Here is a 24,414-nt window from a genome sequence, read left to right as displayed (position 1 = left end):
GCACTCCTTCGCGGAGACCGGCAACCGACTTTCCGGAAGGGGACCAGACGCAAGCGGCATGGTCTTGGCTCAAGAGAAATCACGCGTAACCCATGGCGATGGCGCCTGCACCGGCAATGCCTATCTGCATGTCTTCTGCCTCCTACGAAGGGTTTTCGAAGCACCGTCGTTTCGAGTCGTCGCCCGGGTCCGCAAACGGGCGTTCCGCCAGCGGCCCTTCATTCAACCTGGAAAAAATGGCCCGGGGACACCTCACGATATGACCGCTTGGGTGGTTGGAAGCCGACCGGACGGATCGGGCTTTTAAGTTCGTCGACCGCCATGTTGCGCTTGACACGCCGGCGCGTTGGGTCGGGGACCGGCACTGCCGCGATCAGCTTTCTGGTATATTCATGTTGGGGATTTTCAAACACAGCGGCGCGCGGGCCGATCTCGACGATCTCGCCCAGATACATCACGGCAACGCGATGGCTCACCCGTTCGACCACCGCCATATCGTGGCTGATGAAGAGGAAGGCCAGGTTGAGACTTTGCTGCAGGTCAAGCATGAGATTGCAAACCTGCGCCTTGATCGAGACGTCAAGCGCCGAGACCGCCTCGTCCGCCACGATCACTTTCGGATCAAGCATCAGGGCACGTGCGATGGCGATACGTTGGCGCTGGCCGCCCGAAAACTCGTGCGGGAAGCGTTTCATCATCTCGGCCGACAGCCCGACTTTATCGAGAAGAGCCGCCGTCTTTTCCCGAGCCTGCGCCTTTCTGCCGAGACCATGCTGGATAAAAGGCTCCATCACCGCGTCGCCGATATTCATACGTGGATTGAGCGACGCATAGGGATCCTGGAAAATCATCTGAATCGATCGACGCATGATTCGCAGCGAAGCTTGGCTCAGCTTCATCACGTCGTGGCCGTCGACGAAAACGCTGCCGCTGGTGGGCGTGACGAGCCTCGTGACAGAACGCCCCGTCGTCGACTTGCCGCAGCCGGACTCGCCAACAATCGACAGCGTTTCACCTTCGTAGAGGTCGAACGACACCTTTTCGACCGCGTGTACAGCGCCGGATTTCCGGCTCAACAGACCAGACCGGATATCGAATCGGGTCGTCAGATCCTTGACCTCAAGCACTGGCCTCCTGTGTCGGGCAACAGTGTCTGAGACATCGGCCAGCGGCATCTGTTCGCCGGTCTTCATATCGATGCTTGGAAAACGCAAGGGCAGTTGGCGATCGCCCATGGAGCCCAATCTCGGTACGGCCGACAAAAGCGCGCGCGTATAGGGGTGCCGGCCGCGATGAAAAATTTCGCTGGTCTCGCCGGTCTCGACCGCATCGCCCCGATACATAACGATTGTTCGGTCGGCGACTTCTGCGACCACACCCATGTCATGAGTGATGAAGAGCACAGACATGCCCTCCTCGTCCTGAAGTGTCTTGATCAGGTCGAGAATTTGGCCCTGGATCGTAACGTCGAGCGCTGTCGTCGGTTCGTCGGCGATGAGCAGCTTGGGCCGGGAGGCCAACGCCATGGCGATCATGACACGCTGGCGCATGCCACCCGAAAACTGATGCGGATATTCGTTGAAACGCGAGACAGCGTTGGGAATGCGAACCTTGTCGAGAAGTCGGATTACCTCCGCCTTGGCGTCGGCTTCGGTGATATCGGTGTGAACCCTCAGCGCTTCGGCAATCTGCTTGCCGATCGGAAAGATCGGGTTGAGCGACGTCATCGGCTCTTGAAAGATCATCGATATCCCGTTGCCACGCACGCGGCGCATCTCTTCCTCTTCCAGCGCCAGGAGTTCGCGGCCGTTGAGGTGGATCTCGCCTTCGATCTTGCTGGAGTTCGGCTGCAGCAGCCGCATGATCGACAATGATGTGACGCTCTTTCCAGAGCCCGATTCACCGACGATCGCCACGGTTTCTCGTGGTGCGACATCGAAGGAGATGTTTCGGATGACGGTTTTCCATCCGTCATTGACTCTGAACGAAGTGGTCAGGTTGCGGACGGATAAGACGGCTGTACCGGCAAGGGTGTCGCGGACCGGACCGGTTTCGGATGCCAGCACCGGAATATCGTTTGTCAGGGTCATCTCTGGCTCCTCGTCTTGGGATCGATCGCATCGCGCAGTGCATCGCCAAGGATGTTCAGCGCCAGCACGGTGAGCAGGATGGCAAGCGACGGGAAGACGACCAGCCACCAGGCACTCAGGATATTGTCGAAGCCCTCACGGATCATCCCGCCCCATGTGGCGGTGGGAGGCAGGACGCCAAGACCGATAAAGGCGAGCGAAGCCTCGGTGCGGATGGCAGACGCCATCCACAAGGATGCGACCACGACGATGTCAGACAGGATATTGGGCAAGATATGGACCCGCATGATCCGCAGCGGCGTGAAGCCGAGCGATCTTCCGGCCTCTACGAACTCGCGCCGCTTCATGGCGATCGTCGGCGCTCGCGCAACGCGGGCGAACGGCGCCGTCTCGGTGATCGCGATCGCAATGATCAGGTTTTCGAAACTGGCCCCTAACATGGCGGCGACCATCAGCCCGAGGAGCAGCGTCGGAAACGACAACATGACGTCGACGATCCCCATCACCACCTGATCGAAGATGCCGCCGATGTAACCCGCCAGAATTCCAAGGACCGACCCGACCACCATGGCGATCAACACGGCCAGAAAACCGATCGAAAGCGATATCCGCGCACCATAGAGCAGCCGCGAAAGCACATCACGGCCATAACTGTCGGTACCGAACCAGAAATCGGCAGAGGGAGGAGTTAGGCGATGCAGGATGTTCTGTTTGATCGGATCATAGGGCGCAAGGATTGGTGCGAAGATGGCAACCAGCACGATCAAAGCCAGAAGGCCAATGCCAATCCAGGAAAACTTATTTCGGCGTAGTGCCTCAAACACCGGACTTGTTTGCCGTTCCGGCAGCCTTTGGGAAACAGCGAGATCAGTCATTGGGCGTAGCTCACTCTTGGGTCGACGAGGGCGTAGATCAAATCGGTTGCCGTGTTCACCAGGATCACGAACGTCGCAAAAACCACCATCAGGCCTTGAAGCAAGGTGTAATCGCGCGACTGAAGCGCCCCGAGGATCAGCTTGCCTAGTCCCGGTCGGGTGAAGACGATTTCGGTGAGAACGGAATTGCCGATCAACGTGCCGAAATACAGGCCGACAACAGTGACGATCGGGATCAATGCGTTACCAAGAGCATGCCGGACGATCAGTTTCATCGGCCGCACACCCTTGGCTCGCGCCGTCCGGATATAATCTTCGCCCATGACGTCCAGCATCGACGAACGGGTGACGCGCGCGATATAGGCGGTCATGATCAGCCCGAGATTGAGCGCAGGCAGAACCAGATTGCGCAGATGGCTGACTGGATCCGACGACGCACGGCTCATCACCGGCAGCCATTGCAGCCAGACAGCAAAGGCAAGCAGCATCAGGATGCCGGAAACGAACCCCGGAAAGGAAAGACCGACCAGGGACAGGACCCGGCTGACATAGTCCGGCCACTGATTGCGCCTGACGGCGGCGACGACCCCGAGCGGAATCCCGAGACAGGTACCGATCAGCATGGCTGCCACGGCAAGCTCGAGCGTGTAGGGAAGCACCAGAGCCACTTCTTCGAGCACCGTTCGTCCACTCGTCATCGACGTGCCAAAGTCGCCGCTGAGCATCTTGGTGACGAATTGCACATATTGGACGGGAATTGGCTGATCGAGGCCAAGCTGAGCGCGCAGCGTCTGGAGGGTTTCGGCGCTTGCCCTGTCGCCGAGCATCGCGACAGCGGCATCGCCGGGGACCAGCCGAACCAGGATAAAGACCATGGTCAGCATGGCGATCAGGGTCGGAATTGCCAAAAGCAGTCTTCGGATCACGTAGCCTATCATGCGGCAGCCCTTTCTGTGGCGATGCGGGTGACGTCGAATGCACCGAGATCATGGTCGGTGCGGCCCTGGCAAACAAGGTCGGCGACGGCACGGCCGACTGACGGGACCAGCTGAAATCCGTGGCCGGAAAAGCCGAATGCATGGACAAGCCCTTCGACCCGATGGGATAGGCCGATCACTGGAAGATGGTCATGGGTCATCGCCTCCATACCGACCCAGGTACGCACGATGCGGATCCCCTGAATTGCCGGAAACAGACGAACCGCCGCGCCGACCGATGCCGCCAGCGCCACCACGTCAACGGACGCGGATTGCCTGTCGGGCGCAAGCCTGCCCTGCGCGCCGCCGCCGATGACCAGAGTGCCTTGGGCTGTCTGCTTGAAGGATAGTTTCTGGCCAAGCGAGGCGACGACCGGTCTGACCCGGGCCGCGGTGCGTTCGGTGACCACCATCATCGAGGTTCGGATTGCCTGATGCACTGGGTCGCCCGCCAACTCCGCGACCAGATCGGCCCAAGCGCCGGCTGCGTTGACGATCAGTCCTGCCTCGATCGCGCCCTTGGATGTCTCAGCAAACCAATGGCTCGAACGACGCACCAGCCTGGTCACGAGACATTCTTCAAGGATCTGCACGCCGGCCCCGATTGCGGCATCGCGGAAGGCCCGGATTGTTCGGTGCGGATCGGCAGACCCGTCGGCAAACGTCCATGCGGCGCCCAGGCAATGCGGCGCTATATCAGGCACCAGCGAACGCAGTTCGGTGGGCCCGATCAGCCGCTCGTGGGTAAACCCGTCGGCCTCTAGTCGGGAAACTCTATCCGTGATCTTTGCCAGTGCGGGCTCGTCCTCGGCGACCTGCAACTGCCCGCAGGCGGTAAAGCCGCAATCATCGCCTACCAGGTCCTTCATCACGTGCCAGGTGTCGGCGGCCTCCAAGCTGAGTGGCAGTTCGGCCGGATGGCGGCCGAGCGTGCGAACGCCGGCGGCTGTTGCTCCGGACGCGTGCCTTCCCAGGAAGTGCCGCTCGACGAGAATGACGGATACGCCACGCCGTGCCGATTGCAACGCCGCCGAGAGACCGTGTAGTCCGCCACCGATGACCAGGAGGTCCGCCTTCATTTGGCACTCTCCAGGTCCCCGAGCGAGGCAATTTCGCCAAGCGTTATCGGCTTCAAAGGTGGACGGATGTTGAAAAAGCTGACATCGCCGACCGGCAGGTTATGCACTTCGGCAAGTATGGCCTGCACCGAATAGCCGCATTGCCGTCCTTGGCATGGCCCCATTCCACACCGTGTCGCGGCCTTGACTGCGTTGGAATCCGGGGCGCTCGTCTGTGCGACTTTGCGAATGGTTCCGGCAGTCACCTCTTCGCATCGACAGACAATGACGTCATCCGCAATCGGGGACTTTGGCGGCGGATAGAGGGCGTCCAGAAAGGGGCGCAGAGCAAGCGCATGGCTGCGGCGCTCATCAAGTCGTTCTTGACGCCGCAAGACCTCTATATCCGCGGGGAGACCGAGCCGTCCGACAATCCCCAGCGCGGCAATCTTTCCCGAGATGGTCGCCGCTGTCCATCCGCCGATCCCGCCGGCGTCGCCGGCGACGAACAGTCCCTGGCGACTGGTTTCGCCCCACCGGTTCAGCCTTGCAGCAAAATAGTTCTGCTCGGAATTCCAGTCGTGAGCACAGCCCAGTGCCAGCGTCTCATGAATGCGCGGCACAACACCCTCATGGACCAGGAGTACGTCCGCTTTGGCCTTGTGGCGTTCGCCGCCAGCCGTCCATTCGAGATGTTCAAGGCGGCCGTCACCCTCGGCTCGCAGGTCAGTGGCGCCACGCACCATCTTTCCGCTGCGACGAAGCAGCCGCTGCCACCGGAGACCCTTCGCAAGGCCGGCGAAGTCACGCCACGCGCCGGGCAACCTGGCTAGCGCACCGAGGCGGGGTCGTTTGGAAGTGTCGAGAAATCCGGAAACACGACCTTTCAGGCCAAGCACCTGGGTAGCGTATAGGAGTGGCAAGGGACCCGCGCCAGCAATCCATACTTCACCTTGCGGCAACATACCACCCGATTTCAGCAGAATTTGCGCCGCGCCGACCGTCATGACACCAGGAAGGGTCCAGCCAGGAAAAGGGACCGGCCGTTCCTGGGCACCATTGCTAAGAAGGACCGCACGCGCCCTGACCCGACGCGCCCGCCCCTCGCTGGTCAGAAACAATGTCCACTCGTCCTCGATCTGCCAGACCTGCGTCGATGGGCAATATTCCGCCCCTGAAGCCCTGAAGGCTGCCGTCAGTGCCCTTCCCTTCTCATAGTCTAGCCCGAGTGCTGCCGCGACCGGACCGGAAGAATTCCGCTCTATTCCACGCCAGATTTGACCACCCGGAGCAGGCTGCTCGTCGACAACTAAGACGGATAGTCCCAGCTGCCGCAGTTGCACCGCCGCCGACATGCCGGCCGGGCCTGCGCCGATCACCGCGACATCATGGATCATCGCCCGATCTCCCTGGGTCCTTGCTGACTTTCGATCCGCATGCCGGGCTTTACGGGAACCATACAGCCTTGGGTCGAGGCAACCCCATCGACGATCGCCAGACAGTCGAAACAGACGCCCATCTGGCAATAGGGAAGACGAGGTGCTCCGCTGACCGCCGAGGTCCGCCCCGCGCCGGGCACCCGCAGCAGCACGCCAGCGACGGTTTCACCATTCCAGGCAGGCGTCTCTGCCCCATTGACCAAAACGATCATGTCCGACCTCGTGGCCGGTCCCTCATGCACACTTCTGAACATCGAATCTTCCATTGGAAAAGGGGGCAAATTCATCCGACAGGTGTCCATTTGCCATGGCCGGCCCAATCATTGTCGCGTGGGCCGCGGCAAGGGTGACGCCCGAATGACAGGCGACGGCAAACAGACCCGGATGATTGAGCGACTCCGCATAGATCGGAGTTTTGTCCAGTGGCAGGACCCGCATACCTGCCCATTGCCGCACAAGACGAGCAGATCCGAGCGCCGGAATGATCCGCATCGCCCGTTGCGCCAGCTTGGTTGCGGATGAAACCGTGACACCGGTATCAGCCACGTTTTCATTGGTCGCGCCGATCATGATCGTGCCATCCGCACTTTGCCGGAGACCACTTCCGGGAAATGGCAGCATCGGTGCAAAACGCTCCGTGACGAGGATTTGCCCGCGCTCCGAGCGCAGTGGTACCGACAGGCCAAGCGGTTCGGTCAGCCCCGGGGTGTTGAGACCCGCTGCGACAATCACGCGCGGAGCTTGCAGATCGCCCTCAGCCGCGACAACGCTGAAACCGCCCGGGAGCGGCACGATCTTTTCGACGGGATTGCGGAACAGGACCTTGCCACCCATGATCGGGATTGCGCGATGCAAGGCCGCCAGAAGCTGCAGAGGGTTCACATGTCCGTCGAGCTTGCAATAGCTCGCGCCGACAACATCGGGCCCAAGCGTCACTGCCGGCAACATGTGTTCAAGGTCCGTACGGGAAATCATCACCGTATCGGCCTGTCCGCCCTGATTATGTGTTCGCTCGTTTATGGTCGCGCGGTTCTCGTACTCGGCCTCGCTCAGGCAGAATACCAGACCGCCTGGCCGTGAGTAGTCCACCGCCATGGATGACGCATTTGATAGATCGTTGCGGAAGTCCGACCAGAGCTCCGAGCTTTGCCGTGTCAAGATGCTGTATGCCGGAGCATTGGTTCCCTTACCCTGAACCCAGACAAGCCCGAAATTGGCGCGCGCTGCGCGCAAATCCCGATCAGCGCCGTCCAAGACGATGACGGTGCGGCCGGTCTTCGCAATGCCATAGGCCAAAGCCGCCCCGACGACACCCGCTCCGATTATGATGACATCAGCGTCCACGTGAGTCCTCCTTCGCTGCTTGTCACAATCCGGAATGCACAGTAGTAAGTCAAAGTCGATTATTTTCGCACGGTATTCGAAAAGGTTATACCAATGAGAAATCCGAGCCTGAGGCAGCTTGAGGCGTTGATGGCCGTCGTCGAGGCTGGCACAGTCAGCCGCGCAGCCGACATATTGCGAATTTCCCAGCCGGCGGCGAGCAAACTGATACAGGATCTGGAAGCAGACACAGGTCTGCAACTATTTGAAAGGGATAGTGGCCGGCTTGTGCCGACGGGCCGCGGGATGCGGCTCTATGAAGAAGTTGAACGAATTTTTGGAGGTGTGCATCAGCTGGCACGCGCCGTTGATGCCATTCGCCGCGAAGAACATGGACATCTTGTCGTGGGGACCATGCCGGCCTTGTCGGGTCGGTATATCACCAGGGTGCTATCTCACTTCAGAATCCGCCATCCTGACGTGTTCGTGTCCGTTGAGGCGCGCAGTTCACAGTTTTTGACCGAGGCCGTCTTGTTGCGCAGGCTCGACGTGGTGATGGTGACGACAGGTCTCGAGCATCCATCGGTCATCGGCGAACCGCTAAAAAGCCCGCCAGCAGTCGCCATCCTGCCGCGCGGTCACCGTCTCTCCAAGAAAGCCGAGCTCAGCCCGATCGATTTCGATGGAGAACCGTTTATTTCCTTTGGTCCTTCCAGCATGATGCGCAGGAAGGTTGACGCCGCTTTTGAAGCAGTCGGTCTGCAGCCGAGAATCGTGATCGAGGCAACGACTGCACCAAACGTCGCTGAGTTTGTCGCAGCAGGCTTTGGCGTAACGGTGGGCGACCCTCTCAGTATGGAGGTCGTGGCCGACCGTGTAACAGTTCTCCCATTCAAGCCGGAAATGACCTTTGAATATGAGATCCTCCGACCGGTTCGCGCCCGTAACAGCACCCTCGTTGCAGATTTTGTCGAAGCGGCGCATGCCGCAGCGTTGATGACGTCTATCAAGCCACCACGATAAAGAAATCCCGACCCGGTCCTTGCCGTGCGACGCACGGAAGGCCGGATCGGGACAGGTGGGGACGATGAATTTAACGCTTCAAGGCCGTCTTTTCGGTGATGGGAGGCGCAAGATTAAGCGACCCCTTCAGCTCGTAACCGTAATCGAGTGCGGCGCTATGCACCCAGACCTGCATCAGGCTGAACAGCGGCACCGCGCAAACTTGATCATAGATTTTCTTTTGCGCCGATGACCAGAGCTTGAGGCGCTCGGCGTCAGAGGTCGCGCGGCGTGCAGCGGTAATATCCGCATCAGCGGCATCGCAATGTGCAAAATTGGTTACCGCAGTCGGTTTACCGACAGAGGCATCCGAATGATAGAACTGGCTGAGATAGCTATCAGCCACCGGATAACGAGCAGCGCCGTAGAAGACTAGGTCGCCAAGATCCTTGCGGATCTGCTCCTGGTAGGTGGGATGATCGACGACCTTCATCTGCAGGTCGATCCCGGCTTCTGCCAACTGCGCCTGGATGACTTCCATGATCGGCTGCTGCGACGAATTCGAGGAAACGACGGCCGTTAGTTTCACACCTTTAGGAAAGCCTGCTTCAGTTAAAAGTTTCTTGGACTCGGTTGGATCATATTTATACGTCCAGCTGCAGTCTTCGCCGAGATAACCCGACGGTACGACAGAACACCCTTTCGGTCCGACCCCCGCCCCGACGAACTGAACGATCTGGTCCACGTTGATCGCTTGGGCGATAGCCCGGCGGACTTTCACGCTATCGAGCGGAGGGTGCGTCATGTTGATGAACACCGTCCGATATTCGCCCGGGGCAAAGATATCGACGACAGCCTTGTCCCAGGCCTTGGCCTGATCGACCCAGCGTTGCTCACGCTTGCCGTAGATCAAATCCAGTTCCCCCGAGCGAAAGGCGAGTTCACGACTGGAATCGGACGGGATAAGGTCGAAGCGAATGCCATCGAGCTTGGGCGCGCCGCGGAAATAGCCTTGAAATGCTTTGAGGTTGACGGCCTGCTGCGTGACCGCGCTTTCAAACATGAACGGACCGGTGCCGATGGGGCGGCTTTTGAAGTCGGCCCCGAGCTTTTCGAAGGCTTTCTTACTGATGATGTTGCCGCCATGGTAATTGGCGATCAGCCCCAGAAAGCCCGGCACCGGCTCGCTCAGGGTAATGCGGACGGTCATCGGATCGACCGCTTCGATCAATTTGACGCTTGCGAAGTCGCTGGCAAAAGATGACGATTTCGGGTCCTTGGCGCGCGTCAGTGAAAAAACCACGTCATCCGCCGAAAGTGTTCCGTAGTCACCGTGAAACTTGACGCCATTGCGTAAGGTGAAGGTCCATACCAGGCCATCCGGCGACGACGTCCAACGTTCCGCGAGATCCGGCTCGATGTTCGCCGGATCGGCGCTACCTGGTGGAAAGCGTACAAGACCGTTGAATATCCAGGAGACCAGTGTGACGTCTGCAGTGGCAGTGGCTCGGGCCGGGTCCAGGGTGGAAATATCTGCTGTGTTGATGCCGACCCTAAGTGTCTCGGCATGGCCGAGCGCGGGCAGAGCTACACTGGCTGTCAAAAATGCAATTGTAGAGAAGATCTTCAGGGAATTCATCTTGTACATGTTCACCTCCTTATCGTTGACATCAGTCAAAGGCAGATGAAGATATATGTCAAAGTCGCTGTTTTATGCCCGCTATTCGTGGAGGTTATACGGACACTTTCCCAGCTTCATATTGAAGAACGGCAGTCGATGCCGGCGGGAACAATGGTCCGAGCTTCGCCTCGCCTTGAACCGGTCTGAACCAACGACCAGCTCATCAAACCGAATATTAATGAAGATTCCTGCTCTTCACCTTCAACGCATTGGTATGAAGATCCGGCACTTATATCGAGCCGGAGAATATGCCGAGCCCATTTCCTAAAGCCCGGGATTTCAGGTAAAGCAGCCTGTCAAGCTCGGCATAATTTGCAAGCACTGAAAGGCGAGATGCCGCCCAAACCGGTTCATTGGTCTAGTCCGGTATTTGAACAATGTGCGCTTGGTCATGTAGCTGCCGACCACTCTTCATCATCTGAAGTCTATTCGCCGTGGGGTCAGCCGTTATCGATTACGAAGAAAGAGGCCACTGACTGAGCAAAGAAAAATTTCTTTGATGCCCACTGATGTACCAGCGTTAAATGGGCTGTCATCAACTGGCGCTGCGCAACCTACTTTCGATGAGGAGGCCGCTTTCGTCGAGGATCGGGTGAGCGACGGAGACGATGTGGGCGTTAATGCGCTTGAGGTCGCGCAGCATGTCGAGATGCAGCGAACTCGTCTGTAGGCTGTCGGCGCGGCCGTCGCGCAAACGTTCCAGATGGCGTTCTGCCGATTGCTTTTCCATCCGCCGCACCTCGACCTTCACGTCCATCAACTGTTTGGCGAGGTTGAAGTCACGGGTGACGAAGATCGTCTGGGCGACCCGCAGGTTGTCGATCGTGAGGTCGAAGAGCGTCTTCAGTTCCTCGTACCCCTCGGCGGAGAAATTCAAAACGAGAGAGGCCTTCTTGGCGACCTGTGGAGCCAAGCCCTTTTCGATGATGTCGCCGATATGCTCGAGGTTGATGGCGTAATCGATGATGACGATCGAGCGGCGGCCGTTCTCGTCGCTGAGGCCCTCGCGGCCGAGCTTGGAAAGGTAGATCTTCACTTCCTGTTGCAGGCTATCGACCTGGCTTTCCAGTGACGGGAGTTCCTTCAGTTTCGTCAGATCGTTCTGTTCGAAGGCTTCGGAGGCACGGATCAGCATGCGTTCGATAAGGTCGCCGACACCGAGGACCTCGCGAGTGGCGCTCGCGAGCGCCACGACGGGCGTCGAGAGTTCCTGGTTGTCCAGATATTTCGGCGCGTTGTCGGTCCTTGCTTCCTCCGCAACGAGACGCAGCATCAGCCGCGACAAGAGGCGCGAGAATGGCCAGGCGAGCGCCGCAAGAATGAGGTTGAAGGCGAGATGGGCATCGACCGGCAGCTTGGGCGGCGCCAGCGGCAGCATCTCCAGAAGGTCGGCGCCATAGCCTGCAAGCGGCAGTGCGATGAGGCACCCGGCGGCCCGCACGATCAGGTTGCCGAGCGTAACGCGTTTTGCGGAGGCGGGCCCGGAAAGCGAGGCGATAACGGGCGGAATGGCGCCGCCGAGGTTGGCGCCGAGAACCAGCACGATGACCAGATCGGCAGACAGGATGCCGGTCGAAGCGAGCGACAGGATCAGGACGACGGCAGCAAGGCTGGACGAGGAGACGAAGGCGATACCGGCGGAAAAGGCAAGCGCTACAAGCCAGGCATTGCCAAGCAGGCCGATGAAGGCAAGCGCCGGTGACTGGCGCATCGGTTCGGTGGCGCTGCTTAAAAGATGCAGCGACAGCAGCATCAGACCGATGCCGATCAGCGCGGTTCCGCCGCCTTGACGTGCGCTCGAGACGCTGCGGAAGAGGACGATGCCGGCGAGGATGACGAGCGGCGACAGCCATTCGATGCCGGTCGCGACGATCCAGGCCGTGACGGCCGTGCCGACATTGGCGCCGAGCAGGACGATCTGAGCCATGCGCGGCTTCACCAGTTCGCGCTCGACGAAGGAGGCGACCATCAGCGCTGTCGCCGTCGAACTCTGCAGCGCGACCGTTGCGAGGAAACCGGACACGAAGGAGCGCAATCCGCCGCGCGTCCCCGTCGCAAGACCTGTCCGCAGCCGCGCACCAAAGGCCCGAGACACGCCGTCCTTCACCTGTGCCAGGCCGAACAGCAACAGGGCGACTGCGCCGAACAGATTTATCATCACGATCGTGGATTCCAACCTATGCTCCGTCTTTGTGCGCTTTGGCGTTCCTGGTTCGCAGCGGGAGCTGCCAAAGAGGTCGCGGTTTTTTCGAACGGCTCTGCGCCTTTGGAGCCGCCCGCCGGAAGATGAGAACCTCCCCGCAAGCTTATCCTGATTGCTCGCGGTGGGAGGCGCCGGTGAGCAACCTGGGAGGTTCGCTGCCCACCGGCCTCCTGGCGGCACCGGTTTGCGGCCAGGATCATAAATTCAGGTTCTTCCGCCGCTTGTTGGAAGGTTGACGACATTCCGACGGCGTCTGGGGCACCAGTCCTTCGGCGCCTTGGTTGGATGAATTTCATTTGACTTCATTTGAGCGATATCGATCATACAAAGGCAATTGCATGAAACTTAGGCCTCCCTCTGAACAAGTAACGGTAAACGCTTTTTAGGAAACACCTTGGTATGCGGTCACAAAACCTTCATAAGCCTCCCACTTGACAAAGATGCATTTCGCTCGCTATGAGCGATATACGTCATCTATCGGAACGGAACAAGGCTTTGCTCAACGCTGCTGAAGACCGCCAGGCAAAAATTGTCGAGCTGTTGAACAACGAACGCTTCCTCGACATCCGCACACTGACCAAGCGCTTTCAGATCTCTGTCGCGACGGCCCGTCGAGACCTCGGTGAACTCGAAGAAGCCGGGCTGTTGCGCAGGACCCATGGTGGTGCCGTCAGCGTCAATCAGGTGGCGCAGGACCCAAGTAACGCCGTTCGCGCCGTATCGCATCAGGCTGAAAAGGCGGCAATCGCGGCAACGGCCGCTGGAATGATCGCGGCCGGAGATGCTGTTCTCCTGGATGCCGGCACGACGGCATTGGAAGTCGCAAAGCTGCTGGTTGGGCGCACAGATCTCACACTTATATCGAACGGCGCCGACATCATCGCCGAACTGATCCGCGGCGAGGCGAAGAGCATCTATGCGGTCGGGGGAGAGTATGCCGAAAACAACCGGTCCTTCCGGGGTTCCCTGGCAGAGCATTTCATCCGGCAGTTCAACGTGGACAAGCTGATCCTCAACGCCGCTTCGATCGACCTTGATCGCGGGTTGATCTGCACCGGTTCGCCTCAGAACGCCAGCGTCGAGCAGGCGATGATCGAAGTGTCGAGGCGGGTCATCGTGGTGGCGGACCACTCGAAGTTCACGAGGTCAAGCCTCTCGGTTGTGGCTAAAATTGAGGACGTAGGCGTGATCGTCACCGACGCCGGCGCCAGAAGCATGATCGATAATGTGCCCGAGAAGCTGCGGAAGAAGTTCGTCATCGCGAACTAGGGTCCGATGTGTCCTCCACCCATCAACAGCGTTCAAACAAGCCAGGGAGAGAAAAATGCTCAGAAGTAATCGCAGAAACTTCATGATCGGCGTGAGTGCGGCAGCGGTGCTGGCATCGACGTCTGGCGTCAACCTGGCCTTCGGGCAGCAGCGCCGCGAGCTCCGCCTCGGGGTGAACGGGCTGCCCGGTTCGCTGGAGCCGGTCAACGCGATCAGCAACACGGGGGTTCGTATCGTTGCGCAGATTTTCGACACCCTTATCGCACGAGATTGGTTCCACAACGGGGCACCTGGAAACAGCACCGAACTGGTGCCTGCTCTGGCCGAGAACTGGAAACGCCTTGATGAAAAGTCGGTGCGCTTCAATCTGCGCAAGAACGTCAAGTTCCACAATGGCGTGGAGATGACCGCGGACGACGTCGCCTACACGTTCTCATCGGAACGGTTGTGGGGCGACGAGGCGATCAAGACTATTCCAAACGGCCGCAACTTCTCGCCGGATTGGGACGAACCGGTGGTAGAGGACAAATACACCGTTGTCCTGCGCACCAAGACACCTTCCTATCTGATCGAGAAGATCGTCGCCTCCTGGGTCGGCCGCATCATTCCCAAGGATTATTATAAGGGCCTGGGAGCGGTCGCATTCGGCAACAAGCCAGTTGGCACCGGACCCTATAAATTCGTCGAGTTCGTCGCCGGCGACCGCGTGGTTCTTGAAGCCAGTGATGGGTATTGGGGTGACAAGCCAACTGCATCCAAAATTACCTATCAGGTCGTTGCGGAGCCGGCGACGCGGGTGGCCGGGCTGATCAGCGGCGAATACGATATTGTCACGACGCTGACGCCGGATGACATGGCGCTCATTAACAGCTACCCGGATCTGGAAACCCGCGGCACGTTGATCGAGAACTTCCACATGTTCACGTTCAACATGAACCAGCCTGTCTTCAAGGCAAAGGCGCTCCGGCGCGCCATGGCGCTCGCCGTCAACCGACCGGTCATGGTCGAGTCCCTGTGGAAGAACCTCGCCTCGATCCCCAACGGCTTCAACTTCCCCCACTACGGCGCCACCTTCGACCCAAAACGGCGGCCGATGGAATACGATGTCCAGGAGGCGAAGCGCCTCGTGAAGGAAAGCGGCTACGACGGGAAGCCGATCACCTACCGCACGATGGGCAACTATTATGCCAACGCCGTCCCGGCACTGATGATGATGATCGAGATGTGGAAGGAGATCGGCGTCAATGTCGTCCCGGAGATTTACGCGCCCGGGACGACGGCAAAGGACGAGAATGTCTGGATCAGGAATTGGTCGAACGGCCTGTCCTTGACCGATGCCCTCAACACCATCGTCTCCGAGTTCGGGCCACAGGGTGGTGTGCAGAAGCGGTGGGGCTGGAAGGCGCCGGCTGAATTCAATGAACTGGCCGTGAAGGTCTCGCAATTGCCCGACGGCCAGGAGCGGTTCGACGCCTTCAACCGGATGCGCGACATCTTCGAGGACGAGGCGCCGGCTGTCATTCTCTATCAGCCGTTCGATGTCTACGCTGCACGAAAGGATGTGCACTGGAAGCCGGTGAGCTTCGAAACGATGGAACTGCGGGCAAAAAATCTGAGCTTCGGCTGAGGGTCACAGGGCGAACGGCGGCGCACTGATTGTGCGCCGTCCTTGGGAGGAACAGCAGTTGTCAGATCTTTTGACGGTTCGCGATCTGGTGGTTCAGGTGCCGGGGCGAGCAGCAAGAATCATCGATGGGATCAGCTTTTCGCTGGCCGCCGGGCAGACGCTCGGGCTGGTTGGCGAATCCGGTTGCGGCAAGAGCATGACCTGTTATGCGATTGCCAAGGCATTGCCCCGCGCCGTAGCTCAAACCGGTGGGACAATAACACTGGCCAGTAATGGTCGCGGCTCCGGCAAACCAAAGGATCCAACGATCGCAATGATCTTCCAGGATCCCACGAGCAGCCTCAATCCTGTTCACACGATCGGTTACTATCTGGAATCCAGCCTCACTCGCCATCAGGGGCTGAGGGGTAATGACGCGCGGCTGGAAGCGATGCGGCTGCTCGAGCGCGTGGGCATTGATCAGGCAACGAACCGACTGCGTTCCTATCCCCACCAGTTCTCGGGTGGCATGAACCAGCGCGTGATGATCGCGCATGCTCTGGCTGCCAAACCCGCGTTGCTCATTGCCGATGAACCGACAACCGCGCTTGATGTCACGACGCAAGCCCAGATCCTCCACTTGCTGGAAGAACTGCGAGCTGAAACGGGCATGGCATTGTTGATCGTATCGCACGATTTGGGTGTCATCGCGCGATTGGCTGATCGCGCGGCGGTGATGTATTGCGGCAAGATCGTCGAGGCGGCCCCCGTGGTCGACTTGCTGGAGCGTGCAGCGCATCCATATGCCCGCGCTTTGATCGACTGCATGCCGACCATTGATCCCGACGACCTTGAGCCGCCGGTCCCTATCCCCGGATCGGTTCCGCTTCTCGATAACCTTCCGGCCGGATGCTATTATCATCCGCGCTGCCCGCGCGCGAGCGACAGATGCACGACCAGCTTTCCCGGTCCCGCGAGCGTCGGGGCCCTGCATGAAGCCTGGTGTTATCATCCGGTGAGCCCATGAATACCCCTCTCCTTCAAGCCAGCGACCTGACCAAGGTCTTCCGGTTGAAATCTGGACTGTTCTCAAAGGTATCCAGCCAGGTGGCAGTGAATTCAGTCGATCTCAACCTCGCCAAACGAGAGCGCATTGGCGTGGTCGGCGAATCCGGCAGTGGCAAATCGACTTTAGGTCGCCTTATCCTCGGTCTCACCCCTCCGACGGTGGGTGAGGTCCGGTTCGAGGGGGTAGTCCATACGGAGCGTACGTCACGAGACTGGTCGAAGTTTCGGATGCAGACTTCCCTCGTGCAGCAGAATCCATTGTCTGCTCTGAACCCTCAAATGACGATCGGCGAACAGGTGGCGGAAGCAGTCTGGGTGCATCATGTGGCCGGCCGTGCAGGTGCCCGTGATCGCGCCGCCGCGATGCTCGATAAAGTTGGGCTTCCAACCGGCATGATGGGCCGTTTCCCCCATCAGATGTCTGGCGGCCAGCGCCAGCGCGTCGTCATCGCACGCGCCCTGATCCTCGACCCGAAGCTCGTCGTCTTCGACGAGGCCGTGTCGGCCCTGGATGTGTCGGTTCAGGCGCAGGTCGTCGCGATCCTGAGATCGCTTTGGCAGGAACTGGACCTTGCCTATGTCTTCATAACCCATGACCTGCGGATTGTCCGGCACCTGGTTGATCGCATCGCCGTCATGTATCTAGGCCGTGTCGTCGAAACCGGCGACATCAAGTCCGTCTACGCGTGGCCTCGTCATCCCTACACGAGAGCATTGCTTGCGTCCGTGCCAACGATGGATCCGCGCGTTCGAAACGTGGAACCACCGATCCAGGGCGAACTCGATTTCAGCACGCTCGCGAAAGGATGCGCCTTCCGGTCGCGCTGTCCGTTCGCCATCGAGCGATGCGTTTCCGAAACCCCGGCGCTTCGTCAGGCTGGCGACCAAAAGGTGGCCTGTCACCGTGCTGAGGAACTTCCACGCGAAATCGTCCCGCACAGGGAGATCGCGCAATGGTGAGCTTCATCCTCGCACGAACTGTTCGAGCGCTTGTGGTTTTGTTCCTCACCGTAACCTTCGTCTTCATCGTTCTCAGGTTGAGCGGAGATCCGGCCGAGCAGATTCTCTCCGATGTCGCGACGCCAGAGGCACTGGCGGCGTTCCGCATTAACTGGGGGCTGGACAAGTCCATTCTCGAACAGTTTTTCATTTATTGGAGCCACGCTATCCGTGGTGATTTCGGGACGTCCTTTGCCGACGGCCGCGAGGTCTTCGCGGTCGTTGCCGAACGCGTCCCGAAAACTCTGCTGGTGACCGTTTCGGCCTTCGTGCTGAGCATGCTCATCGGTATTCCCGCGGGAATTCTCGCCGCGGTACGGCGCGAGACGGCTTCCGATAAAGCTGTCATGGCAGGCGCGGTTCTTGGGTACAGCGTCCCGAACTTTCTGCTCGGACTTGCCTTGATCTTCATATTCGCGGTCTGGCTGCGGGTCTTGCCGAGTTCGGGAAGTTCCACCTTCAAACATGCGATCCTACCCATCGCGACGTTTGCCCTCTTCAATGCGGCCGGCGTCGCGCGATTTACCCGCTCGACGCTGATCGATGTGCTGGGCCAACCCTATATCGCCGCTGCTCGCGCCGATGGCGTGCCGGAATGGGATATCATTCTGCGCCACGCGCTTCCGAACGCGGCGATCCCCATGGTCACGATGCTGGGCTTTATTGCCGGCGGCTTGCTCGGAGGCGCGGCGCTGATCGAACCCGTGTTCGGCTGGCCGGGCCTGGGCAGCGGCTTCGTGCGCGCCACGAGTTCCGGCGACCTCAACGTGGTCCAGGCAATGATCATTCTTTTCACCGCCTTCATGGTCACGATCAACCTGATCGTCGATATCCTCTACGCGGTCCTCAACCCGAAGATCAGGCTTCAAAGCAATGAAAGATGACGCTGTCAAATTGCGCAGGGCCGGACCCATGACGCGAAAAGTGCCGGCCAGTATCTGGATATGCGCGGGATGGATCGTCGCGGTCGTATTCATCGGCGCAATGGCACATTGGGTTGCGCCCTACAATTATCTGCAACAGGCTCCAATATCGCGGTTCGCGCCGCCAGGTACCCTTGCAGGCCACCTGTTCGGAACGGATTATCTCGGAAGAGATGTGCTCAGCAACCTGCTGATCGCGACGCAGACGACGCTAATGATCGCGTTCATTGGGTCGTTGATCTGCGCAGTGATCGGTACCAGCCTCGGCTTCCTGGCCGCACACTTCCATGGCTGGATCGATAATCTGATCATGGGTTTCGCAGACGCCATGTCGTCTGTGCCCTTCATCATCATTGCGCTCGGGGTGCTGGCATTCTTTGGATCAAGCCCGCTGCTTTTCGTGTTCCTCGTGGGCGTCGCCAATTGGGAGCGCTATGCGCGGCTCAGTCGTGGGCTGGTGCTGAGCGCCAACCAGGAGGGATATGCGGAGGCGGCTCGGATCGTCGGCGTTCCATCCCTGCGCATCTACCTGCGTCACATTCTGCCGAACATCGCAGGACCGCTCATCGTCCAACTCACGGTCAATTTTCCCGAGATCATTCTCCTGGAAAGTGGATTGAGCTTCCTCGGCCTCGGCATCCAGCCCCCGGCCACCAGCCTGGGGCTGATGGTCGCCGATGGTAGAAATTACCTCGCCATCGCCTGGTGGCTCACAGCTCTTCCGGGACTGATGATCGTGCTCACCACCTTATCCATCAGCTTGCTCGGCGATTATCTGCGCGACCGATTCGACGCCCGCCTGCGCTAGAGGAAGGTAAAAATGCACCACTGCTCGAGACCGAACCACGCTTTTGCGCCCCTTCGTGGATCGAACTATTTTCCGTCGGTTGCGACAACCTTGAACGCGCTCTCAGATAGGCAATCCTGATGTTTGACCCCCTCCCTTCCCGCTCCGGGCACATTCTCGTTTGTGGCCATCGCGGGCACGTTGTCGACGGTCATGAAAACAGCCGGCCGGCTTTCCGCCGTGCCGCCGAACTTGGCGCTTCACTTTGCGAGATCGACCTGCGAGTGACGCGGGACGGTCGGCTCGTGGTGTTTCACGATGACATTCTCGACAACGCATCCACAGGCAAAGGCATCATCTCGCAACTCGACTATGCACAGATCGCTCACTTTCGGACCAAGGCTCGGAATGGCATGCCGATCGACGGCCAACCGCTCGAGTTGTTCGAGGATATTCTTGCATATTGCAGAGATCTCGGCTTGGGCCTGATCGCCGAGATCAAGGACAAGTTCGATGGCACGGCCTACTTGGAGCAGGTGATCGGACTGCTGAAAGAAGCCCGCATGTTCGAGCGCGTGCTGATCAGTTCGTTTGACTACGTGGTGCTGCGCGACATCAAAAGGATTGCACCCGGCATCCGCACGATGGGCATCAATTATCATCGCCTGGTCGACCCCGCCGCCGCCGCACACTCGGCATCGATGGACGTCATGAACACCGACTATCCGCAGTTTGCCGCCGATATTGCCGAGGGTCTTCACGCCGCCAGCGTTGCCGTCAGCCACTACGTGCCGCCGCCGGAATTCTTTGCGATCAGGCGCGTCTATGGCGTCGATTATTTGGAAAAGCTTGACGCTTATCTGCGCGCGGGACTGATCGACATGCTGGTCTGCGACGATGTCGGCTGGAGCGTCGATTTTGTTGCGCGTTGCGGCTTGAGCGTATCTCGCCTGTCCTAGAAAGGGGAAAGACATGCATCCACTCAGAATGACATCGACGGCGATGCGTTTGGCCGGCCACCGGGGTCATAGCGCCGGCGCACCGGAAAATACGTTCGCTGCGTTCCGGAAGGCCCATCAAATCGCAGGACGAGGCGTTACCTGCGAGACGGATCTGCGGATCACCAGCGATGGCGAGCTCGTCCTAATCCACGATGAAATCGTAGACCGCACCACCAACGGCCACGGCCTCATCCGCAACATGACCTACTCCGAGATCGCCGCTCTCGATGCCGGCCGTTGGTTTGCGGAGGAATTTGCCGGCGAGCGTATTCCGCTTCTGAAGGAAGCGCTGCAGCTCGCTCGTGAGCTTGGCATCATCTATCAGCTGGAACTGAAGACCTACGATCGCGACGACGTGTTCTTCCCGAAGCTGCGGGCGCTCATTGATGAACTTGGCTGTGCTGATCTTTTGCAGTTCTCGTCCTTCGACTTCGTTCAATTGAGGGCGTTGAAAAAAGCGATACCGGAAGTGCCTACCGTCGGCCTGTCGCATTCGCGCTTGATCGACCCGGTGGCGATTGCGCGCGAGGCCAACCTCGATGCCATCAACCTTGAGATCAATCACTTTCCAAGCGGTGAGGCACGCCAGCTTCATGACGGTGGTATCGCGGCCTTCCTCCATGTACCGCGCCCGGAACGGCTGAAAAACCTGAAGGAATATGGCGTCGACATCGAAGCCGATGTGGTTCGATGGATCCGCGAAGGCCAACTGGATCAGCTCATCAGTGACGATGTGACGCAAGTCGCAAGGCTTCGGGACGAAGCTCATGGCTGATTCACATATTTCGGCGCCGATCGGGCGCACGGTCGAGGCAGTCCTTGAGGAGATTGCTCGCAAAGCTGGTAAACTCGCCCTCACCCATTTCCAGTCTCTGGCCAGTCTGCCGGTCGAGAAGAAGGGGCACCTCGACCTCGTGACCAAAGCTGACAGGCAAGTCGAGGAGTTCCTGATTGCCAGCTTGCGACACGCGTTTCCGGATGACGGCGTCTACGGCGAAGAGGGTGGCGAAATCGTCGGTTCTTCCGGCCGGATCTGGGTCATCGATCCGATCGACGGGACGTTCAATTTTGTCAGGGGCGGCCAGAACTGGGCGATTTCGATCGGCCTATACGAACACCGCCGGCCGGCCTTTGGCGTGATTTATGCTCCAGTCCGCGATCTGATGTTGACCGGGGGAACGGCCGTCGAAACACGGTTGAACGGTCAACCGATGTCGGCTCTGCCTGCGCTCGATCTCTCGCAGGCCTCTGCGGGGATCGGTCTGCATCCTTCGATCGCCAGCGAAGATCGCCTTGAGGTCGTACGCTATATTTCCGACGAGTTGCGCATCAGTTTCCGCTGCTGCGGATCATCGACCCTCTCGCTCATCGAAGTCGCGATGGGCGAGACCGACGGCTATGTGGCGCTCGGCGACTCGACCTGGGATGTGATGGCCGGACTGCCAATTCTCGCCAACCTCGGTGTCTCCCATACAATCGACTGGGATCGTACCGAGCTCCAGGCAAAGCTGCGGTTCGCCTGCGGGAGCGAAGAGTTCCTGCAAAAGGTGCGCCCTTTGCTGCAGAAGGTGTCAGTAGCATGATGCCGAAGGAACTCCGATGACTGGCCGCGCCGAAAGAGAGCCTCGTGCTGCTCGTGAGCTGTCGCCTGCGGAGCTGCGACAGCGCACCGTCGACGGCAGGGGTGTCGCGGACGTTCGGCTGTTGCAGATGGAAGAGGGCCCAGGGAGAGGGCAGCGGCTGCTCGTCGTTCGAAACGCGGCCGGCATTGGCTTTGAGGTCGCGCTGGATCGAGGTTTCGATATTGCCAGTGCAACCTGGCGCGGGGCCAACATCGGGTGGAACAGTGCGAACGGATTGCCGTGGCCGCCGAATTCGCTGGATGCGGAAGACGGCGTCGGCTTCTACAGGAACTTCGATGGTTTCATCGTCACTTGCGGTCTCGATCATATTGGCGGTGCGAAACGGAGTGATGCTGGCCATTTTATCCACAAACATCGCAAGCAGGTTTTCCACCCGCTGCACGGGAGGATTTCCAGCCAGCGGGCCACGCTTTCGGGTTATGGGATCGACTGGAGCGCAAGCGTGCCCGTCATCTGGGCAGAGGGCGTCGTCAGGCAGAGTTCAGTGTTCGGAGAGAACCTTCTTCTTCGCCGGCGCATAGAAATCGATGTGTTCGGCAACGCCATCCGCCTCAACGATGTTGTCGAAAACCAAGGCTTCCGGCCCACGTCGCATGCGATCCTCTATCACGTGAACTTCGGCTATCCATTCTTCGACGAGTCAACGCAACTCGGGGGCGATCTGAACCGCGATCTCGTCGCAGCGTTCAACGGCGAGGACAAGCGTCCGAGGGCCGACTTCGTGGACTATTTTCAGGAGACGCCTGTCGTTTGCGATCTGCCGGAGGCGTCTATCGAATTACGCAACAGTGCCTTGCTTGGAGGAGTGCGCGCCCGCCTCTCGTTTTCCCGTGAGGCTCTACCGAGCTTCGGCATCTGGAGAGCTTATCAGTCCGGCGTGTATGCTCTGGCGCTCGAGCCGACGCGGCGATTTGAGCCGGACGGGAAGTCGGAAAATGGTTCGCTGACTTTAGGAGCAGGAGACACCGCCGAATATTGGATGACAATCGATCTCGGATCGATGCCCTGAAAATCCCTCCACCCATTCGTCTCTGCCAAAGTGCGTGCCGCGATCCACCCTCCTCATAGGATCTGATGGCTAACTGGTAGCTAACTCGAAGCATGGACCGGATGCTGGGGTTTCCCGGCATTGCGAAGCCTGCTTTCGATGAGGAGGCCGCTTTCGTCGAGGATTGGGTGAGCGACGGAGACGATGTGGGCGTTGATGCGCTTCAGATCGCGCAGCATGTCGAGATGCAGCGAGCTTGTCTGCAGGCTGTCGGCGCGGCCGTCGCGCAAGCGTTCCAGATGGCTTTCTGACGACTGCTTCTCCATCCGCCGCACCTCAACCTTCACGTCCATCAACTGTTAGGCGAGGTTGAAGTCACGGGTGACGAAGATCGTCTGGGCGATCCGCAGGTTGTCGAGGGTCAGGTCGAAGAGTTTCTTGAGCTCCTGGTAGCCGTCGTCGGAGAATCGTAGGCCGAGTGAGGCCTTCTTGGCGACCTGTGGCAGCAGACCTTTTTCGATGATATCGCCGATATGCTCGAGGTTGATGGCGTAGTCGATGATGACGATCGAGCGGCGGCCATTCTCATCGCTCAAGCCTTCGCGTCCGAGCTTGGAAAGGTAGATCTTCACCTCCTGCTGCAGGCTATCGACTTGGCTATCGAGCGCGGGAATTTCCTTCAGCCTGGACAGGTCATTGCGTTCGAAGGCGTCGGAGACACGCATCAGCATGCGTTCGATAATGTCGCCGACGCCGAGGACCTCGCGGGTGGCGCCGGCAAGGGCGACGACCGGCGTCGAGAGTTCCTGGCTGTCCAGATACTTCGGCGCCTTGTCGGTCTGAACCTCGTCCGGGACCAGGCGCAGCATCAGCCGCGACAAGAGGCGCGAGAATGGCCAGGCGAGCGCCGCAAGAATGAGGTTGAAGCCGAGATGGGCGTCGACCGGCAGCTTGGCGGGCGCCAGCGGCAGCATCTCCAGAAGCTCGGCGCCATAGCCTGCAAGCGGCAGTGCGATTACGCAGCCGGCGGCCCGCACGACGAGGTTGCCGAGCGTAACGCGTTTTGCGGAGACGGGCCTGGAAAGCGAGGCGATGACAGGCGGAATGGCGCCGCCGAGATTGGCATGGCTCGAATTGTCGTCACTGCGAGCGCTAGTAGACGCTGCCGTTCGATCCTGCTCAGGCTCTCAATCTCGTTTGCGGCTCGCACCAGTTCGGAGATGAAGCCGTCGTGGAGCTCAATGTAGCTTGTTCCTATCGGACACCATTTCGGCTGAATTCGTAAAGGCGGCCAAGGTGGGACGCTGACGGGAGGACGTGGAAAAGAGGCTTTCCTCCAAATGACCACTGTTCTCCCGATCGTAAGAAACGGGAGCTGTTATAGCTCCCGTTCCGACTGCCTGATCAGAACTCCTCCCAACTTTCTTTGCTGGCGGCAACGGCTGCAGAGCCTTTGCCGGGAAATGCCCTGGCGATCTTGTT

Annotated in this window: 20 protein-coding genes and 1 pseudogene; 11 read left to right on the top strand and 10 right to left on the bottom strand. The window is 59.4% G+C overall.

Annotated features, from left to right (window positions below):
- Window positions 1-218: 218 nt before the first annotated feature.
- The 7 genes from C5L10_RS32055 to C5L10_RS32025 are packed head-to-tail and all read right to left on the bottom strand — an operon-like array spanning window position 219 to window position 7,783.
- Window positions 219-2,198 (bottom strand): ABC transporter ATP-binding protein, encoded by a 1,980-nt coding sequence (locus C5L10_RS32055; RefSeq protein ID WP_371412018.1) that lies wholly within the window; start codon window positions 2,196-2,198, stop codon window positions 219-221.
- Window positions 2,087-2,965 carry an ABC transporter permease gene (locus tag C5L10_RS32050; RefSeq protein ID WP_105432997.1) on the bottom strand — a complete coding sequence of 293 codons (879 nt, stop codon included), beginning with the start codon at window positions 2,963-2,965 and terminating at the stop codon, window positions 2,087-2,089. The genes C5L10_RS32055 and C5L10_RS32050 overlap by 112 nt, the downstream gene beginning before the upstream one ends.
- A complete protein-coding gene (locus tag C5L10_RS32045) occupies window positions 2,962-3,903 on the bottom strand; it encodes an ABC transporter permease (protein WP_105432996.1) in 942 nt (313 codons plus the stop codon). Before C5L10_RS32045 ends, C5L10_RS32050 begins: the two co-directional genes overlap by 4 nt.
- Window positions 3,900-5,021, bottom strand: a complete 1,122-nt coding sequence (locus C5L10_RS32040) for an FAD-binding oxidoreductase (RefSeq protein ID WP_105432995.1) — start codon at window positions 5,019-5,021, stop codon at window positions 3,900-3,902. The genes C5L10_RS32045 and C5L10_RS32040 overlap by 4 nt, the downstream gene beginning before the upstream one ends.
- Window positions 5,018-6,397, bottom strand: coding sequence for an NAD(P)/FAD-dependent oxidoreductase (locus C5L10_RS32035; RefSeq protein WP_105432994.1), 1,380 nt, complete (start codon window positions 6,395-6,397; stop codon window positions 5,018-5,020). Before C5L10_RS32035 ends, C5L10_RS32040 begins: the two co-directional genes overlap by 4 nt.
- Window positions 6,394-6,693, bottom strand: a complete 300-nt coding sequence (locus tag C5L10_RS32030; protein WP_105432993.1) for a (2Fe-2S)-binding protein — start codon at window positions 6,691-6,693, stop codon at window positions 6,394-6,396. Before C5L10_RS32030 ends, C5L10_RS32035 begins: the two co-directional genes overlap by 4 nt.
- Window positions 6,674-7,783, bottom strand: a complete 1,110-nt coding sequence (locus C5L10_RS32025) for an FAD-binding oxidoreductase (RefSeq protein ID WP_105432992.1) — start codon at window positions 7,781-7,783, stop codon at window positions 6,674-6,676. The genes C5L10_RS32030 and C5L10_RS32025 overlap by 20 nt, the downstream gene beginning before the upstream one ends.
- Before the next feature lie 93 nt (window positions 7,784-7,876).
- Between C5L10_RS32025 and C5L10_RS32020 the strand changes: the two genes are divergently transcribed.
- Entirely contained in the window at window positions 7,877-8,785 is a 909-nt protein-coding gene (locus tag C5L10_RS32020; RefSeq protein WP_105432991.1) for a LysR substrate-binding domain-containing protein, read from the top strand.
- Between the two features lie 70 nt (window positions 8,786-8,855).
- On the opposite strand, the gene C5L10_RS32015 is transcribed toward C5L10_RS32020, so the two are convergent.
- Both C5L10_RS32015 and C5L10_RS32010 read right to left on the bottom strand, forming a co-directional pair.
- Window positions 8,856-10,412: an ABC transporter substrate-binding protein gene (locus tag C5L10_RS32015; RefSeq protein WP_245448338.1), complete on the bottom strand. Its 1,557-nt coding sequence runs from the start codon at window positions 10,410-10,412 to the stop codon at window positions 8,856-8,858.
- Between the two features lie 568 nt (window positions 10,413-10,980).
- Complete coding sequence (locus C5L10_RS32010; protein WP_105432990.1) at window positions 10,981-12,621, bottom strand: Na/Pi cotransporter family protein; 1,641 nt, start codon at window positions 12,619-12,621, stop codon at window positions 10,981-10,983.
- Window positions 12,622-13,143: 522 nt separating this feature from the next.
- Between C5L10_RS32010 and C5L10_RS32005 the strand changes: the two genes are divergently transcribed.
- From C5L10_RS32005 to C5L10_RS31960, 10 genes are all read left to right on the top strand, one after another.
- Window positions 13,144-13,917, top strand: a complete 774-nt coding sequence (locus C5L10_RS32005; protein WP_245448336.1) for a DeoR/GlpR family DNA-binding transcription regulator — start codon at window positions 13,144-13,146, stop codon at window positions 13,915-13,917.
- Between the two features lie 55 nt (window positions 13,918-13,972).
- On the top strand, window positions 13,973-15,544 hold the full coding sequence (locus tag C5L10_RS32000) for an ABC transporter substrate-binding protein (protein WP_105432988.1): 1,572 nt from the start codon (window positions 13,973-13,975) through the stop codon (window positions 15,542-15,544).
- A 58-nt stretch (window positions 15,545-15,602) separates the two neighbouring features.
- The gene (locus C5L10_RS31995; protein WP_172717288.1) at window positions 15,603-16,550 is read left to right on the top strand and encodes an ABC transporter ATP-binding protein; all 948 of its coding nucleotides are present in this window, start codon (window positions 15,603-15,605) and stop codon (window positions 16,548-16,550) included.
- Complete coding sequence (locus C5L10_RS31990; protein WP_245448334.1) at window positions 16,526-17,551, top strand: oligopeptide/dipeptide ABC transporter ATP-binding protein; 1,026 nt, start codon at window positions 16,526-16,528, stop codon at window positions 17,549-17,551. Before C5L10_RS31995 ends, C5L10_RS31990 begins: the two co-directional genes overlap by 25 nt.
- Window positions 17,545-18,474: an ABC transporter permease gene (locus C5L10_RS31985; RefSeq protein WP_105432986.1), complete on the top strand. Its 930-nt coding sequence runs from the start codon at window positions 17,545-17,547 to the stop codon at window positions 18,472-18,474. The genes C5L10_RS31990 and C5L10_RS31985 overlap by 7 nt, the downstream gene beginning before the upstream one ends.
- A gap of 28 nt (window positions 18,475-18,502) precedes the next feature.
- Window positions 18,503-19,321 carry an ABC transporter permease gene (locus tag C5L10_RS31980; RefSeq protein WP_245448332.1) on the top strand — a complete coding sequence of 273 codons (819 nt, stop codon included), beginning with the start codon at window positions 18,503-18,505 and terminating at the stop codon, window positions 19,319-19,321.
- 119 nt (window positions 19,322-19,440) lie between these two features.
- Entirely contained in the window at window positions 19,441-20,259 is an 819-nt protein-coding gene (locus tag C5L10_RS31975) for a glycerophosphodiester phosphodiesterase family protein (RefSeq protein WP_105432984.1), read from the top strand.
- A 13-nt stretch (window positions 20,260-20,272) separates the two neighbouring features.
- A complete protein-coding gene (locus tag C5L10_RS31970; RefSeq protein ID WP_105432983.1) occupies window positions 20,273-21,076 on the top strand; it encodes a glycerophosphodiester phosphodiesterase family protein in 804 nt (267 codons plus the stop codon).
- Entirely contained in the window at window positions 21,069-21,884 is an 816-nt protein-coding gene (locus C5L10_RS31965; RefSeq protein ID WP_105432982.1) for an inositol monophosphatase family protein, read from the top strand. Before C5L10_RS31970 ends, C5L10_RS31965 begins: the two co-directional genes overlap by 8 nt.
- Window positions 21,885-21,900: 16 nt before the next feature.
- On the top strand, window positions 21,901-22,953 hold the full coding sequence (locus C5L10_RS31960; RefSeq protein WP_105432981.1) for an aldose 1-epimerase family protein: 1,053 nt from the start codon (window positions 21,901-21,903) through the stop codon (window positions 22,951-22,953).
- Window positions 22,954-23,033: 80 nt separating this feature from the next.
- Here the strand turns inward: C5L10_RS31960 and C5L10_RS31955 are convergent.
- A pseudogene (locus tag C5L10_RS31955) lies at window positions 23,034-24,056 on the bottom strand (Na/Pi cotransporter family protein); the annotation flags it as partial.
- Window positions 24,057-24,414: the final 358 nt, after the last annotated feature.

Origin of the sequence: Neorhizobium sp. T6_25 (genome assembly GCF_002968555.1) — a bacterium.
Classification (GTDB): domain Bacteria; phylum Pseudomonadota; class Alphaproteobacteria; order Rhizobiales; family Rhizobiaceae; genus Neorhizobium.
The sequence above is the reverse complement of the archived record's forward strand: the minus strand, read 5'-3'. Positions and strand labels throughout refer to the sequence as shown.